Source organism: Marinococcus sp. PL1-022, assembly GCF_033845285.1.
Classification (GTDB): Bacteria; Bacillota; Bacilli; order Bacillales; family Marinococcaceae; genus Marinococcus.
Genome location: NZ_JAWXCX010000001.1, coordinates 879,429 through 893,890 on the forward strand (window position 1 = coordinate 879,429; position 14,462 = coordinate 893,890).

The window sequence follows — 14,462 nt, forward strand, 5'->3', positions numbered from 1 at the left end:
AAAGACTCCTTTAAAATATATTTTTTAAAACGCAGAAAGTTATATTGGATAAAAGCATCATCTTATAGATTGTACATCACTCATTATACAGACCTCCATCCGGGGTCTTCAAATTTTAAGATGTGAAGTATATACATATAAAAACACTTCCTGCTTTCAGCAGAAAGTGTTGGGAAAATATTTAACTGCAGCTGCTCAGGAGCGGTTATACATCTTTATGATGGAAGGGACATTTGCCTTCAATCGGCTTAATATCGTCCCCAATGAAAAACTGCTTCCACTCATTGTGCGTCGGGTCGCCAAAATGGCTGATATCCGGGTGGGTGGGGAGATTGTCCCACTTTTCTACCCGTGCCCGCACTTTTTCCCTCGACATGATGCCGCCTTTTTCTGTCCCCTCGAGCCCCTCAAAAATAGCCCGGGGCTGAAAGCCGAGAATCAAGCTGTTCCCGAGATCTCTTGTTTTTCGCTGCTTATAGGCCGGGGCGTTGCCAAACACGAAAACAGGCTCGCCGGCAAAATGGTAATCCCACAAAAAATGATCGGGATCCTTTGGCTTATCTCCCGGCCAGCTGTACCGGTCCTGTTCATGCAGATGCTGCAAAACGTCCCAGAAATAGGAACGATAATAATCGACGGACTGCGCGCGTGTTTCCGGCTCCACGAAAAGGAACAGGCCATGCCGGGTAAAGGGAGGTTCTTTCATTAAATGCAGAAAGCTTTCGAGTACGCCGCCAAGGTGGTCCCACTGGTCATGAGTGATATAAGAGTAGCGGAGCTCACCCTTGCGTTGCGCTTTCATGCCGAAAAAGCAGGGGAATTCCGGGTTGGTTACAACACGCTTAAAGGTCTGGTATTCCTCCTGCAGCCAGGAGGGGAGCCGGTCGGACGTTTCCATGTCTTCTTTTGTCAGCAGATAAGGGCTAGTCGTTTGTAGCATGCTGCTGCTCCTTTCATTCAGGGAAATCAGGTGAGGATTATTTCTCTCCCGTGGTAAAAAAAGCCTTCAGCCTGTGCAGAGAAAGCTGCGGACTGAAAGCTTTTAAATAAGACATTGATTAACTGTTGCTGTTTTTCACGGCGTTGGTAAGTGTATTAAATTCCTCATCGCTCAGTTTAATGCCGGCTGCAGCGATATTATCCTCGAGGTGGCTTACCGTGGACGTGCCTGGAATTGGCAGAATGACGTCAGAGCGCTTCAACAGCCATGCAAGCGCGAGCTGAGCAGGTTTTGCATTATGCTCTTTTGACAGCTCGGCCAGCGGTCCGCCTTCCTGGGCCAGTTCACCGGTAGCCAGAGGGAACCACGGAATAAATGCAATATTGTTATCGGTACAATAGTCGAGCATTTCTTCAGATTCGCGATTAGCCAGGTTGTAGCGGTTTTGCACAGAAGCAATGGAAGCGGTCTTTTGAGCTTCTTTGAACTGCTCTGTATTCACTTCACTCAGTCCAATATGACGGATTTTTCCTTCCTCCTGCATTTTTTTCAGCTCGCCGACCTGATCTGCAATCGGCACTTCAGGATCTACCCGGTGCAGCTGCATGAGGTCGATCCGTTCAAGGCCTAAGTCCATCAGGTTCAGCTCCACCTGCTGGCGGAGATATTCCGGACGTCCCACTGGGCGCCAGTCATTTGGGCCTGCACGGGTGAGTCCTACCTTTGTAGCAACTGTCATATCATCATTATAAGGATGAAGGGCTTCTTTGATAAGACGGTTGGCCGTGAACGGGCCGTAGGCGTCTGCAGTATCGATAAAGTTTACCCCGAGCTCTGATGCCCGGCGGAGCACACGGACGGCTTCATCGGGATTGGATGGTTCTTTCCATACTCCTTCCCCGGTCAACTGCATCGCTCCGTACCCTAAACGATTTACTTCTATATCGCCGCCGATCCGGAACGTGCCGGCCTGATCTGCGGTAATGTCTGAATTGCTCATATATGATCCTCCTTCAATAAAAACAAAAGTTTGTACACCTTGTTTATGATACCCGCGTTAGGGCTTTTTTAATCAAATGCTTTTCTCCCGAAGAATAAAAGCTGGGAGGAAATGTGTTCATATTAAAGAAGATATATAGAAAGGTAGTTTCCGGGCGGGCACGTAAAGGTATAGAACAGAAGACGCATGAAATTATTCTTAGGTATAAGGAGTAATATTCAGCAGAGAAGGGCGTGTAACGGATGAATTCTTCATGGATTGAAATTAACGTAAAGGCTGTACGCAACAATATTCATCAGATTAAAAGCCGGATGCCGGATAAATTTTTTGCAGGGATCGTTAAAAGTAATGCCTATGGCCATGGCCTGGTTCCGATGGCCAAGTACATTGAAAACGAAGTTGATTATTTAGCTGTAGGGGTGGAGGAAGAAGGTATTGAACTGCGAAACAACGGTGTGAAAGCCCCTATATTGATCTTAGGTCCTTATTTTGACGCGGAACGTACCATTGATTACAACTTAACGCCTACCGTTGATACGGTTGAAAAAATGAAAAAATTAAATAAGGCAGCAGGGAAGAAAAACGCTGGGCAGTATCCCTTTCATTTAAAAATTAATATTTCTTTAAATCGTTTCGGTCTGGACGAAAAAGATTTAGGTTCATTTATGGAAGCGTATCAAGCATTAAAATCAGTGGAAATGGAAGGCGTTTATTCTCATTTTGCCGCCAACAGGCACGCGGAAAAAATTACTGTTCAGAGTGACCGTTTAAAGCAGTGCGTAGAAATTATAACGAAAATTTATGGTGTTCATCCTGCGTACGTGCATATGGCCAACAGCGCGATAGCCGTTAAATATCCGGACCTTGGCTTTAATATGATTCGTATCGGCAATGCCATGTTCGGCCAGGCAGCGAGCAGAAACGGCCTGCATTTTGAGGAAACGTTTGAGCTGAAAACACCTCTTCTTGAAAAGCGGGAAATAAAAACAGGGAGCACGGCGGGGTACGGAGATACCAAGCCGCTCAATGAGCCGATAACTATCGGACTCATTCCGCTCGGAGAAGCCCACGGCTTTAACTTTGCCCGGGAGAACCAATCCGATACGCTAAAAAAGCTGGCCTTCAACATTCTCCGGAATGTGCGCTCCTATGTGCGGCCGCCGGCGAAAATATTCTGGGGGGAAGAGCCGGTTTCGATCGTCGGGAAGCCCAGCTCGCAGTTTTCTCTAGTAGACGTGACTGGAAAATCGGTCACTGAAGGAGACGCTTTAACAGCAAGAGTTTCAATCATGAATGTGCAGGAATCCATTGAACGAAAGTATATAGAATAATAATAAAAACGGCCCGCTGCCTCATTTTTTGGAGACAGCGGGCCATTTTTTATGAATTTATAAGCTGCTCAAGCACGACAGCATTTTCCGCGAGTCCATCAGAAGGCCAGCTTCTTCCCTCCAGCAAACCGAGGGAAAGCGACTGCATGCCGGTAATGTAATAGTTATCTGCGATGGTTTCGCTGTAGGATTCCCCGCTTTCCATTTCGATAGAAACTCTGCACGGATGTTCTGTCGGTACAAACGCCTGGTGGGCTTTCAATACGCCTTTCGTGCCTACCACCTCGTATTCGTTGCGAAGAGCAGCGTTCATGCCCGAATCAAAGTGGGCGAGCCGGCCGTCGGAAAAAGTAAGGACACCTGCCGCAGCCCAGTCACTGCGTTCGTTTTCGTGAAATGAATAAAAAGCGCCCGCATGCTCCGGTTCTCCCATAATCTGACGAATGGCATGAATGCAGTAGCATCCGACATCATACAGGCTTCCACCACCGTCAGTCTGCGAATGAAGCCGGATGTTGCCTTCGGTATGCTTCAGCGGGAAAGTAAACGATGAGCGCATCGTCACCACGTCTCCGATCGCATTTCCTGCAAGCATTTTTTGTACAAGCTGGTGCTGGGGGTGGAACCGGTACATGAATGCTTCCATAAATTGAACGCCGTGTTCTGCGCAGGCGTTTTTTATTTCCTCTGCCTCCGCCTGAGTCAGGGCTGCCGGCTTTTCGCATAACACATGCTTCTGCTTGCGGGCAGCCTTGATGCTCCATTCCTTGTGGAGGTGGTTGGGAAGAGGAATGTAGACCGCATCGATGTCCGGGTCTTCAAGCAGAGCATCGTAGCTTTGGTACACCTTTGGAATATGAAAGGCTTCGGCTAGTTCCTCTGCTTTGTCGCTGCCGCTTGCGATCGCATACGCCTCGGCATTTTCCGTATGCTGCAGTGCAGGCAGCATCTTTCTTCTGGCAATATCGGCCGTGCCTAAAATTCCCCATCGAATAGTTTTCATCAAAAAGCCTCCTAATTAATTACAAAATGCAGTCTCGTGCACACATTGTACACTATTGTGATAAAAGCTGCCTGCCAGTTAAAAACAGGCGTATGAACATGTGACTAAAATATTCCCTGCAGCAGAAGAGCTGCTGCCAGGAAAAAACCACACAGGACGGTGCTTTTAATCGACGCCCCCATGAGCGGTCCGTAGGATTCAGAAGGGTTGGCATCTTCAAGGGCATTATAGGCCTTTACGAGCGGCCAGGCAGAAACAATGGCAATCAGCGCGTACCACGGAAGTGCCCCGACGAGAATACCTAAGGGGATCGTAAGCATGGCAATCAGGGTGAAGGCTTTTGAAAGAAGCAGCCCCTTCCTTTCCCCGAGAACGACGACGAGCGTATTTTTTCCGGAATCACGATCGGCCCTCCAGTGAAGAAAATGATGATTATAAAGCACCATCGTAGTTAATATGCCGATCGGAAGAGAAAGAAAAAATGCCCGAACGTCAAAATATCCAGTCTGCACGTAGTAGCTGCCCATGACAGGAAGCACTCCGAATGAAAGCAGAATAGCGACTTCCCCGTATCCTTTACCCCGGTAACCGAACTTAAAGGGTGGGGCCACATAAAAATAAGCAAGCAGCCCGCCGGCAGCCGCAAGCATTAAAAGCGGCCACCCTTTGGCAATGCTCAAAATGACACCGCATAAAAGAGCCAGGGCCAAAAACGCCCACGTAACAAACGCGAATGTTTCTTCAGACACCCGGCCTCCTGTCAGCATGCCGGAATTGGTGGAAACGTCGTTTGCTGTATCCTGTGCCTTTGTATCAACACCGTTGCGGTAATCCCACAAATCATTCACCATGTTGGAAAACAGGTGGGCGCTGAATGCACCGATCAATGTAATAACAAACCAGAGTGGCTCAAGGACTCCGTTCCATGCAAAAGCCCCAAGTGTCCCTAACAGGACAGGCATAAGCATGACAGACAAAAAGCTTGCCCGTGCGGCCTCCAGCCAGAAAGAAATTGTATGTTTCATAAGCATCGTCCTTTCTACGTGAAATAAACATAGAGAAATGAAATAAAACTGCTTATGAATTATATCAAAAAGAAAAACCGAACACCTGATCAGTGTTTTAAGGAGCCGCCAGAACCAGAAGTGTTACTGTTTAAAAGCCTCTTCTACAAACGCGATCCACGCCTGGGCGGCCTGGGTCTGATAGCTTTGCCTGCGCCAGATGAGCGCTAGCCTCCAGTGCAGTAAATCATCGTCCACTGCGAGCACAGAAACATTTCTTGTATCTGCTTTATGAACGACTGTTTCGGGGAGGAGGGCGAAACCAAGGCCCGCTACGGCACTCTCAAACAAAAAATCCCACTGGGAGCTTTCATAAAGAATATCAGGCTCAAAGCCGGCCTGGATGCATGACTCGAAGACCCGGTCGTACAGGGAAAACCCCTGCTGAAACATTAAAAAGGATTCATGCTTTAAATCCCGCATTTGTATACTTTTGCGGCCGGCAAGCGGATGGTTCACCGAGGTGACGGCAAGGATTTTCCGGTCGATAATCTGGCGAACCTCAAACTGTTCGTCATCGACGGGAAGAATGGCTACACCTACATCGATATTTCCTTCAAGCAGGGACTGCTCCATAATTTTCGCGCCTTCTTCAACAATGTGTATGCCGGCTTCAGGGTAGGACCTGCGGAAGCCGGCAATAATTTCGGGGAAAAAGCTGGAGCCAATGACGGGAGGCAGCCCGAATGTAAAGCTGCCTTTTTTATGAAGCTTGATTTCTTCTGCTTCCTGCCACAAATCCTCTGCGCTGCGGAGCACCTTCCGGGCATGCTGGCGGATGATTTCCCCTTCCTTCGTTACAAAAAGATGACGGGTGGAGCGGTCGAGCAGACGGAGGCCGATTTCTTCCTCAAGCTGATGAATCGTTTTGCTTAAAGCGGGCTGGGAAATGTGAAGCTTCTCGCTGGCCCGGGAAAAGCTTAGTTCTTTGCATACCTCGAGGAAAAAACGAAGCTGTTTAATATCCATGCGTCACCTCTTATTCTATTTAGTAATAAATTTATATTATTTATCTATTTTACTTATGAAAGCGCTATTAGTAAAGTGGAAGTACCAATTAAAGAACTGAAAGGGGTTCATACAATGACGAAGGTACAAACGTCTTTTGAAGAGAGCGTAGCCCGCATTCAGGACGGGGACACCCTGATCGTCGGGGGATTCGGCCTGTGCGGTATTCCGGAAAAAGCCATTCAGGCACTGGCTGAAAAGGGCACAAAAAATTTAACAGTAGTCAGTAATAATTGCGGCGTCAACGACTGGGGTCTTGGACTGCTGCTTGAAAATAAACAGATTGACAAAATGATGGCTTCCTACGTAGGGGAAAATAAGATTTTTGAAGAGCAGTACCTGAGCGGAGAGCTAGAAGTGGAGCTCGTTCCCCAGGGAACGCTTGCAGAGCGTATCCGGGCAGGCGGCGCCGGTATTCCCGGCTTTTACACGCCGACTGGTGTAGGAACCCCGATTGCTGAAGGAAAAGAGCATAAAGTGATCGGCGGCAGACAGTGCATTCTTGAAGAGGCCATTCAGGGGGATGCGGCTCTTGTGAAGGCATGGAAGGGCGATGCCTACGGGAATCTTATTTACCGGAAAACAGCCCGGAATTTTAATCCGCTGGCAGCAGCGGCAGGGAAATTTACGATCGCAGAGGTGGAAGAGCTGGTTGACGTCGGTGAACTCGACCCGGACTTTATCCATACACCGAGTTTGTACGTTCAGCATCTTCTTGTCGGCACCTCGTATGAAAAGCGCATCGAACGAAAAACGGTCCAGCAGGCATAAAAGGAGGAAAACAATGAGCAGTCAAAGAGAAAACATTATCCAGCGGGCGGTCCAGGAAGTCGAAGACGGCACGATTGTGAATCTGGGCATTGGCATGCCGACAATGATTGCCAACTACATTCCGGCAGAGAAAAATATCTTTCTGCATTCCGAAAACGGTCTGCTCGGCATCGGTCCGTATCCGGAGGAGGAAGACGTGGATGCAGATCTGATTAATGCCGGTAAAGAGACAGTAACCGTGAAGCAGGGAGGTTCATTCTTTGATAACGCGGAATCCTTTGCCATGATTCGCGGTGGTCATATTGATCTTGCGATTCTCGGTGGCATGGAGGTGTCCGGGCAGGGAGATCTTGCGAACTGGATGATTCCCGGAAAAATGGTTAAAGGCATGGGCGGTGCGATGGATATCGTGCAGGGAGCGCAAAAAGTAGTTATCATCATGACTCACACGAATAAAGAAGGAGAATCGAAAATCCGTACCGAATGCGCTCTGCCACTGACCGGCGAAAGGGTAGTGGACCGGTTGATTACAGATATGGCCGTTTTTGATTTCACGCCGTCTGGCATGGTACTAAGAGAAGTACTGAACGGAGCAGATGTAAAAACCGTGGAGCAGTATACAGAGGCTCCTTTTACAATTGATGAAGCACTGACAGACCGGGAGGGGAAACAATGAAGATGGAAGAGGTTCTGCTAGGCGGAGCGGTACGGACGCCAGTCGGCGGCTTTATGGGCAGCTTAAAGGACGTACCGGCAGTGGATCTGGGGGCGCTTGTGATTGAAGAAGCGCTTGAACGTGCCGGTGTCCCGAAGGAAGAAGTGGATGAAGTTATTATGGGAAACGTGCTGCAGGCGGGGCTTGGGCAGAATCCTGCCCGTGTAGCCTCTTTAAAGGCCGGTCTTTCTGAAAACGTACCTGCGATGACCATAAATAAAGTATGCGGCTCCGGCTTGAAGGCTGTCCACCTGGCGGCTCAGGCCGTACTAACGGGCGATGCGGAGATCGTCGTTGCCGGCGGGATGGAAAACATGAGCCAGGCTCCTTATCTGCAGATGAACGCTCGCAGCGGCTTTGGCATGGGAGACCAGAAGCTGGTCGACAGCATGCTCCATGACGGACTGATGTGTGCGGTGGAAAACTATCATATGGGTGTGACAGCTGAAAACATTAACCATGAGTACGGCTTTACACGCGAAGAACAGGATACATTCGCCGCAGCCAGTCAGCAGAAGGCCACGGCAGCACGGGATAACGGGGTATTTAAAGAAGAAATCGTGGCTGTGCGCGTGCCTCAGCGAAAGGGAGATGCTCTTGAGGTATCGCAGGACGAACACATCCGAAGTGGCACTACGGTGGAAAAGCTCAAAAAATTAAAGCCGGCGTTTCAAAAGGATGGAAGCGTGACCGCAGGCAACGCCTCCGGCATCAATGACGGGGCTGCAGCGGTTATTGTCATGAGCGGGAAGAAAGCGAAGGAGCTGGGCATTACAGGTATGGCTCGTATTGCCGGCAACGCGAGTGCTGCCGTGGATCCGAGCGTGATGGGGCTGGGGCCGGTCCCGGCCATCCGAAAGGCTTTAGATAAAGCTTCTGTCTCGATGGAGGATATCGATCTGATTGAAGCAAACGAAGCGTTCGCCGCTCAGTCGCTTGCTGTACAGAGAGATTTGAATATTGATTCAGAAAAGCTGAACGTAAACGGGGGGGCAATCGCGTTAGGGCATCCTATCGGAGCAAGCGGCACAAGAATTTTTGTGACCCTGCTTCATCAGATGAAGCGCCAGCAGGCAGATGTTGGACTGGCGGCGTTATGCATTGGAGGCGGCCAGGGCGTTGCCACCGTTGTAGAAAGAATTTAAGCAAGCGCTGAATATAAGTAAAGAGAAACATCTCCGGGCCGTGACCGCTGAGCGGCTGCCGGAGGTGTTTTCTTTTGATAAAGGTTCCTGAACTATTGAAAAAATCCGCGGGCGCGTTACTATTTAATCAGTAACGTCAGCCGTAATAATGGGGTGGGAGTCATGAAACATTTAGAGGGCATGGAGCATATTTGCAGCATATTGTTCGGCAGCCTGCATCATTGTGTGGTTATTGTCGATGAACAGGGGATCATCACGTATATGAATGAACGCTATTATGAATTTCTCGGCACCAGCGCTGCCAGAACGCTCGGGCGTCATGTGACAGAGGTGATAGAAAACACACGCATGCATCTTGTAGTGGCTTCAGGAGAAGCAGAAAAAGCGAACATGCAGTACATCAGAGGCAGTTATATGATTGCCGACCGCGTACCTTTGTACAATAATGGGCATATAATTGGGGCGCTTGGACTGGTTATGTTTCGGGACAGAAAAGAATGGGCGGAAATGAACCAGCACATTAAAACACTAATGCTGGAGCTTGAATCGTATCAAAAGCAGGTGGAGGAGCTGAACGGAACGTCTTATTCCCTGCACGATGCGCTCAGCGTGTCCCCGGAAATGGAAGAGGTAAAACGAAACGTGCGTAAAGTGGCTTCAAGTGACGTATCCGTACTTCTGCGCGGAGAAACGGGAACCGGGAAGGAATTATTTGCCCAGGGTCTGCATAAGCTGAGCGAGAGAAGCATGAAGCCTTTCGTAAAAGTGAACTGCGCTGCGATACCTGGTGATTTGCTGGAGTCTGAGCTGTTTGGCTACGAGGAAGGAGCATTTACCGGGGCGAAAAAGGGAGGAAAGCCGGGGAAATTCCAGCTGGCTGACCAGGGAACCATTTTTCTGGATGAGATAGGCGATATGCCGCTGAACACCCAGGTGAAAATTCTGCGTGTACTCCAGGAGGACGAGATTGAGCCGCTCGGAGCCCGCGGTCCGAGACAGGTGGACGTCCGGGTAGTGGCGGCCACGAATCAGCCACTCGAGCAGTTGATGGGTACGCAGCAGTTCCGGGAGGATCTGTACTACCGGATTAACGTTATTTCCTTTACGATTCCTGCGCTGCGGAATCGCCCGGAGGATATCCCGCTGCTCAGCAGGTTCATGCTTCAAAAAGCTACGAAAAGACTGGGCAAACGAATTACGGCGTTCGATCAGCAGGTGCTTGACCACTTTTTGGGTTACTCCTGGCCGGGGAATGTACGGGAACTCGAAAATACAATTGAGGCCGCCGTGCATCTTACCGAAGGAGAAACAATTCAGCTGAGTGATCTTCCTGAACGCATGACGGATAAGAGAGTGACAGGCGGCGAACGGGAAACGAAGCCGTTAAAGCAGGTGTTGGCCGAAGCAGAGAAGCAAGCGGTGAAGCAGGCCCTAAAGGAAGCGGAGGGAGATAAGCGGACAGCCTGTGAGCTGCTCGGAATAGGAAAATCCAATCTTTATAATAAAATCATGAAATACGGACTGGAATAACATATAAATATTCCATGTTTACGGAAGCCATTCCATCACTTTGGAATGGTTTTCTTTTTTTAAATTTATTTTCACGAAAAGGGGCAGTAACGGTGGGGTTCAAGGCAGGGACAGGAAAAATAATTTTGGCATGGTTCTTGCAAATATATAAAAAGAGAACGCTTTCAGCATATGTTCATTTTTGAAAGCGATTACTTAAAATTTATCAGGAGTGATACGCATATGGTTCAAGGAAGAGTTGTATTCATCACAGGGGCAGCCAGCGGTATAGGGCTTGCCATTGGAAAAGCCTTTGCCCGTCAGCAGGCAAAGGTGGTACTGACAGATATTGATAAAGACAAAGTGCAGAAGGCCGCTGCTGAAATTGCTGATGAGGGCCTATCCTGCATCGGCCTGGCCTGCAACGTTACCAACGAAGATGCGGTGGACGAGGCTTTTGCAGAAACACTGCGAGTGTTCGGCCGGCTGGATATTCTCATTAATAACGCCGGGATGCAGTACGTGGCAAAGCTCGAAGATTTTCCTACAGAAACCTTTGAAAAAATGACCAGAATTATGCTGACAGCGCCTTTCTCCATGATCAAAAAAGCAGTTCCGATCATGAAGGAACAAAAGCACGGCCGCATCATTAACATGTCTTCGATCAATGGGGTGATCGGCTTTGCCGGAAAAGCGGGATACAACAGTGCCAAGCACGGATTAATCGGTCTCACAAAAGTAGCGGCTTTAGAGGGGGCAGAGCATGGAATCACGGTAAATGCTCTCTGTCCGGGATACGTGGATACACCGCTCGTCCGTAATCAGCTGGAGGATCTGGCGGCAGACCGGGGTGTTACTTTGGAAAAAGTACTGGAGGAGGTTATCTATCCGCTCGTACCGCAGAAACGCCTGCTCGATCCCCAGGAAGTAGCAGACTATGCTTTATTTTTAGCCGGGGACCAGGCGAAAAGCGTAACCGGGCAGAGCGTATTAATTGATGGAGGCTATACGGCGCAGTAGTCTGCGTTTATTTAAGATAGAAAAGGAGGAAAAATAATGCTTGGAATATTGTTAGGCTTAATAACATTAATGGTTCTCGCTTATTTAGGCTGGTCCATCATCTGGGTGGCACCGGTGGCAGCAGGCATTGTAGCGCTGACCGGAGGACTCAATCTGCTTGATGCATATACAGGTACCTACATGAGCGGCTTCGTTGATTTCGCACAAAGCTGGTTTCCGGTATTTATGCTCGGCGCCATCTTCGGAAAGCTGATGGAGGACACCGGGATGGCACGCTCTGTTGCTGGGGCACTGACAAAGCTGATTGGCACGAATCGTGCGATTTTGGGTGTCCTGGTGGCTTCTGCAGTGCTTACTTACGGCGGTGTCAGTCTGTTTGTTGTTATTTTCGCTGTCTATCCACTTGCTCTTTCTTTATTCAGAGAAGCAGATATCAGCCGCCGGCTGCTTCCGCCGACAGTGGCATTAGGGGCGTTTACGTTTACAATGACGGCGCTGCCGGGGACGCCGCAGATTCAAAATCTGATCCCTATCGAGTATTTTCGTACAAGCGCCACAGCCGCACCGTTAATGGGCATCATTGCGGCCCTGGTGATGGCAGTGGGGGGCTACCTTTATTTGCGGTGGCGTGAAAGGCAGATGACAGCAAAGGGAGAGCAATTTACTGAACCGAAGGACAAGAGCATGATGGAAAAAGAAGAACAGGTCCCGCCATTTATGCTCTCGATTCTGCCGTTGATTACAGTGCTTTTAACGCTGAATCTTTTCGGATGGGATATTGTGGTGGCGCTTTTGACAGGCATCGTACTTATAATGCTTCTTAACCTGACTAAATTTAAAAAGTTCGTACCTGCCGTTAATGGAGGAGCGAGCGGTTCCGTACTAGCCATCATTAATACGAGCGCTGCTGTAGGATTTGGGAGCGTAGTAAGGGAGGTGCCGGGGTTTGACCAGCTGACTTCATTATTAATGGGAGTCCGCGGCAATCCGTTAATTTCCGAAGCTATAGCCGTTAACATCCTGGCAGGGTCGACAGGGTCAGCTTCCGGTGGTATGGGAATTGCGCTCGAAGCACTTGGTGAAGAATACTACCAGATAGCAATGAATACAGGAATTGACCCCGAGGCATTTCACCGTATTGCTTCGCTTTCTTCAGGGGGGCTCGATGCTCTTCCACACAACGGGGCGGTACTTACCTTGCTGACGATTACAGGCATGAGCCATAAAGACAGCTATAAGGATATTTTCGTTGTCGCTGTATTGATTCCAATTATCTCCGTGATTATCGTTATTCTGCTGAACACGATCGGGATTCTGTAACCAAAGAAAAAATAATTTTTACGGAGAATTTAGACATTTAAATATATGTATATTGAAGATTTTAGGTTTCAAAATATTAGGCCGCTTGCCACTGCTGGATAAAAGGTTAAGTAAGCATAAAATCCCTCTGTTTTTCGCGCAGAGGGATTTTTCTACCGTGCATTAATTTTTATGCCTTCATCGTATTTCCTTCCGGTGGGATAGGGTGGGCCTTGAAAAACGAAGCCAGATGCCATGTGTTGTAGGCAAGCATCTCCACGTGTTTTTTTGTAAAAGCGTTCTCTTTTCCGTGGCCATCCATATAGGAGGGACCCGGGCCGGCTTCACCCACCCAGTAAGCATCCACGTTTGGAGGAATAGTGAAGCCAATGTGGGAGAGCCCGTATAAAATTGAAGCCGAGGCGTGCTTTGCACCGTCTTCATTTCCTGTAACGACAACGCCGCCAACTTTGTTGTAGTAAATGGCCTGGCCGGAAGCGTTGGTTTCACCGCTGCTGCCATAAAGACGTTCAATGGTAAGTGTGGCCAGACTGCTTTTTTCACCCAGCCATAGAGGTGTTCCGATAATAACAATGTCTGCCTTTTGCACTTCTTCAAAGATTTTCGGCCACTCGTCTCCATTTCCCATATTGCCGCTGATGCCATACGGAATATAATAATCAGCAAGGCGAATGGTTTTTGTTTCCACACCTTTGCTTTTTAAAATACCTAGCACTTCATCCGAAAGAGCTTCAGTGTGGGACGGCTCCTGGGAACCCTTCAGGGAAGCGTTTAGCACCAGGGCATAAAGACGGCTCATAAAACATCTCTCCTTATTATTCATCACGTGGATGAAATATAGGCCGGCAAATGAACGCTGCTTTTGAGGATTATGTATAGATTATACCCGTTATATAAGAAAAAATCCGCCCAGTTCGTGTTCGCTGCGAGCCGGGCGGATTTTGTGTGTTGATATTTGTTTAAAGCAACTCAGCTTTCAATCAATGGAGTGAGCGTGGTGTAGTGATAATCAGGAGGCAGTTGCAGCTCTTCGGTTGGCTGCTCACTGCGATTGATCCAGGCTGTAGTGAATCCAAACGCTTTAGCACCGCTGATGTCCCACCCATTGCTCGATAGAAAGGTGATTTCATGACGCGGTACGCGGGCGGTATCTAATACGAGCTGATACGATGCCGGAGAGGGTTTAAACTGTTTAATGTCATCGACACTGATGACGTGGTCGAGATAGTCGTTCAGCCCGGCCTGTTCCAGCAGTGGCTCGAGCATGTCTCTTGACCCGTTACTAAAAACGATCAGGGTGGCGGACTGCTCTTTTAACTTCTTCAAAACGTGCAGGCTTTCTTCAAATAGCGTTAAATGATTGTATGCCTTCATCAGCTTTTGTTCGGTTTCCTCTGTCCAGTCGGCGTGATGGGCAGCTAAAGAGAACCGCAGCGCGTCTTTTGTAACAGAGGAAAAGGGAACGTATTTCCCCATCGCCTGGCGGAGAAAGGAGTACTGGATCTGCTTTTGTCTCCAAAGCTGGCCAATGCTTTCTCCCTGACCGGGAAAATGCTCTTCACAAATAGCGTCGACCGACTGAATATTAAACAGTGTTCCATAAACATCAAAGGCAAAAATAGAATTGGAGGACATA

At 48.7% G+C, this 14,462-nt stretch carries 14 protein-coding genes; 7 read left to right on the plus strand and 7 right to left on the minus strand.

The genetic code is table 11. The features are described from left to right. Nucleotides 1–205: 205 nt before the first annotated feature. On the minus strand, nt 206–940 hold the full coding sequence (locus tag SIC45_RS04480) for a YqcI/YcgG family protein (RefSeq protein ID WP_319631219.1): 735 nt from the start codon (nt 938–940) through the stop codon (nt 206–208). A gap of 118 nt (nt 941–1,058) precedes the next feature. Beyond that, on the minus strand, nt 1,059–1,940 hold the full coding sequence (locus SIC45_RS04485; protein WP_319631220.1) for an aldo/keto reductase: 882 nt from the start codon (nt 1,938–1,940) through the stop codon (nt 1,059–1,061). A gap of 242 nt (nt 1,941–2,182) precedes the next feature. Between SIC45_RS04485 and alr the strand changes: the two genes are divergently transcribed. Beyond that, on the plus strand, nt 2,183–3,271 hold the full coding sequence (gene alr, locus SIC45_RS04490; protein WP_319631221.1) for an alanine racemase: 1,089 nt from the start codon (nt 2,183–2,185) through the stop codon (nt 3,269–3,271). Between the two features lie 49 nt (nt 3,272–3,320). Here the strand turns inward: alr and SIC45_RS04495 are convergent, their stop codons facing one another. The 3 genes from SIC45_RS04495 to SIC45_RS04505 all read right to left on the minus strand — a co-directional run bounded on the left by SIC45_RS04495 (nt 3,321) and on the right by SIC45_RS04505 (nt 6,307). Beyond that, entirely contained in the window at nt 3,321–4,274 is a 954-nt protein-coding gene (locus SIC45_RS04495) for a Gfo/Idh/MocA family oxidoreductase (protein WP_319631222.1), read from the minus strand. Nucleotides 4,275–4,378: 104 nt separating this feature from the next. Next, nucleotides 4,379–5,299 (minus strand): prenyltransferase, encoded by a 921-nt coding sequence (locus SIC45_RS04500; RefSeq protein WP_319631223.1) that lies wholly within the window; start codon nt 5,297–5,299, stop codon nt 4,379–4,381. Between the two features lie 123 nt (nt 5,300–5,422). Next, entirely contained in the window at nt 5,423–6,307 is an 885-nt protein-coding gene (locus SIC45_RS04505; protein WP_319631224.1) for a LysR family transcriptional regulator, read from the minus strand. Between the two features lie 114 nt (nt 6,308–6,421). Between SIC45_RS04505 and SIC45_RS04510 the strand changes: the two genes are divergently transcribed. The 6 genes from SIC45_RS04510 to SIC45_RS04535 all read left to right on the plus strand — a co-directional run bounded on the left by SIC45_RS04510 (nt 6,422) and on the right by SIC45_RS04535 (nt 12,826). Further along, a complete protein-coding gene (locus SIC45_RS04510; protein WP_319631225.1) occupies nt 6,422–7,117 on the plus strand; it encodes a CoA transferase subunit A in 696 nt (231 codons plus the stop codon). A gap of 13 nt (nt 7,118–7,130) precedes the next feature. Further along, nucleotides 7,131–7,793, plus strand: a complete 663-nt coding sequence (locus SIC45_RS04515) for a 3-oxoacid CoA-transferase subunit B (RefSeq protein WP_298783904.1) — start codon at nt 7,131–7,133, stop codon at nt 7,791–7,793. Further along, the gene (locus tag SIC45_RS04520; RefSeq protein ID WP_298783906.1) at nt 7,790–8,977 is read left to right on the plus strand and encodes an acetyl-CoA C-acetyltransferase; all 1,188 of its coding nucleotides are present in this window, start codon (nt 7,790–7,792) and stop codon (nt 8,975–8,977) included. Before SIC45_RS04515 ends, SIC45_RS04520 begins: the two co-directional genes overlap by 4 nt. Before the next feature lie 162 nt (nt 8,978–9,139). Beyond that, entirely contained in the window at nt 9,140–10,507 is a 1,368-nt protein-coding gene (locus SIC45_RS04525) for a sigma-54 interaction domain-containing protein (protein WP_319631226.1), read from the plus strand. A 222-nt stretch (nt 10,508–10,729) separates the two neighbouring features. Next, a complete protein-coding gene (locus SIC45_RS04530) occupies nt 10,730–11,506 on the plus strand; it encodes a 3-hydroxybutyrate dehydrogenase (RefSeq protein ID WP_298783910.1) in 777 nt (258 codons plus the stop codon). A 36-nt stretch (nt 11,507–11,542) separates the two neighbouring features. Beyond that, entirely contained in the window at nt 11,543–12,826 is a 1,284-nt protein-coding gene (locus SIC45_RS04535; RefSeq protein ID WP_319631227.1) for a GntP family permease, read from the plus strand. 169 nt (nt 12,827–12,995) lie between these two features. On the opposite strand, the gene SIC45_RS04540 is transcribed toward SIC45_RS04535, so the two are convergent. Together SIC45_RS04540 and SIC45_RS04545 are read right to left on the minus strand one after the other, a co-directional pair. After that, nucleotides 12,996–13,625 (minus strand): flavodoxin family protein, encoded by a 630-nt coding sequence (locus SIC45_RS04540; protein ID WP_319631228.1) that lies wholly within the window; start codon nt 13,623–13,625, stop codon nt 12,996–12,998. A gap of 170 nt (nt 13,626–13,795) precedes the next feature. Next, a complete protein-coding gene (locus tag SIC45_RS04545) occupies nt 13,796–14,461 on the minus strand; it encodes a haloacid dehalogenase type II (protein WP_319631229.1) in 666 nt (221 codons plus the stop codon). Nucleotide 14,462: the final 1 nt, after the last annotated feature.

Coding starts and splice junctions, on each gene's coding strand:
- SIC45_RS04480 (WP_319631219.1), bottom strand. CDS start 940: ATGCTACAAACGACTAGCCCTTATCTGCTGACAAAAGAAGACATGGAA.
- SIC45_RS04485 (WP_319631220.1), bottom strand. CDS start 1,940: ATGAGCAATTCAGACATTACCGCAGATCAGGCCGGCACGTTCCGGATC.
- alr (WP_319631221.1), top strand. CDS start 2,183: ATGAATTCTTCATGGATTGAAATTAACGTAAAGGCTGTACGCAACAAT.
- SIC45_RS04495 (WP_319631222.1), bottom strand. CDS start 4,274: ATGAAAACTATTCGATGGGGAATTTTAGGCACGGCCGATATTGCCAGA.
- SIC45_RS04500 (WP_319631223.1), bottom strand. CDS start 5,299: ATGAAACATACAATTTCTTTCTGGCTGGAGGCCGCACGGGCAAGCTTT.
- SIC45_RS04505 (WP_319631224.1), bottom strand. CDS start 6,307: ATGGATATTAAACAGCTTCGTTTTTTCCTCGAGGTATGCAAAGAACTA.
- SIC45_RS04510 (WP_319631225.1), top strand. CDS start 6,422: ATGACGAAGGTACAAACGTCTTTTGAAGAGAGCGTAGCCCGCATTCAG.
- SIC45_RS04515 (WP_298783904.1), top strand. CDS start 7,131: ATGAGCAGTCAAAGAGAAAACATTATCCAGCGGGCGGTCCAGGAAGTC.
- SIC45_RS04520 (WP_298783906.1), top strand. CDS start 7,790: ATGAAGATGGAAGAGGTTCTGCTAGGCGGAGCGGTACGGACGCCAGTC.
- SIC45_RS04525 (WP_319631226.1), top strand. CDS start 9,140: ATGAAACATTTAGAGGGCATGGAGCATATTTGCAGCATATTGTTCGGC.
- SIC45_RS04530 (WP_298783910.1), top strand. CDS start 10,730: ATGGTTCAAGGAAGAGTTGTATTCATCACAGGGGCAGCCAGCGGTATA.
- SIC45_RS04535 (WP_319631227.1), top strand. CDS start 11,543: ATGCTTGGAATATTGTTAGGCTTAATAACATTAATGGTTCTCGCTTAT.
- SIC45_RS04540 (WP_319631228.1), bottom strand. CDS start 13,625: ATGAGCCGTCTTTATGCCCTGGTGCTAAACGCTTCCCTGAAGGGTTCC.
- SIC45_RS04545 (WP_319631229.1), bottom strand. CDS start 14,461: ATGTCCTCCAATTCTATTTTTGCCTTTGATGTTTATGGAACACTGTTT.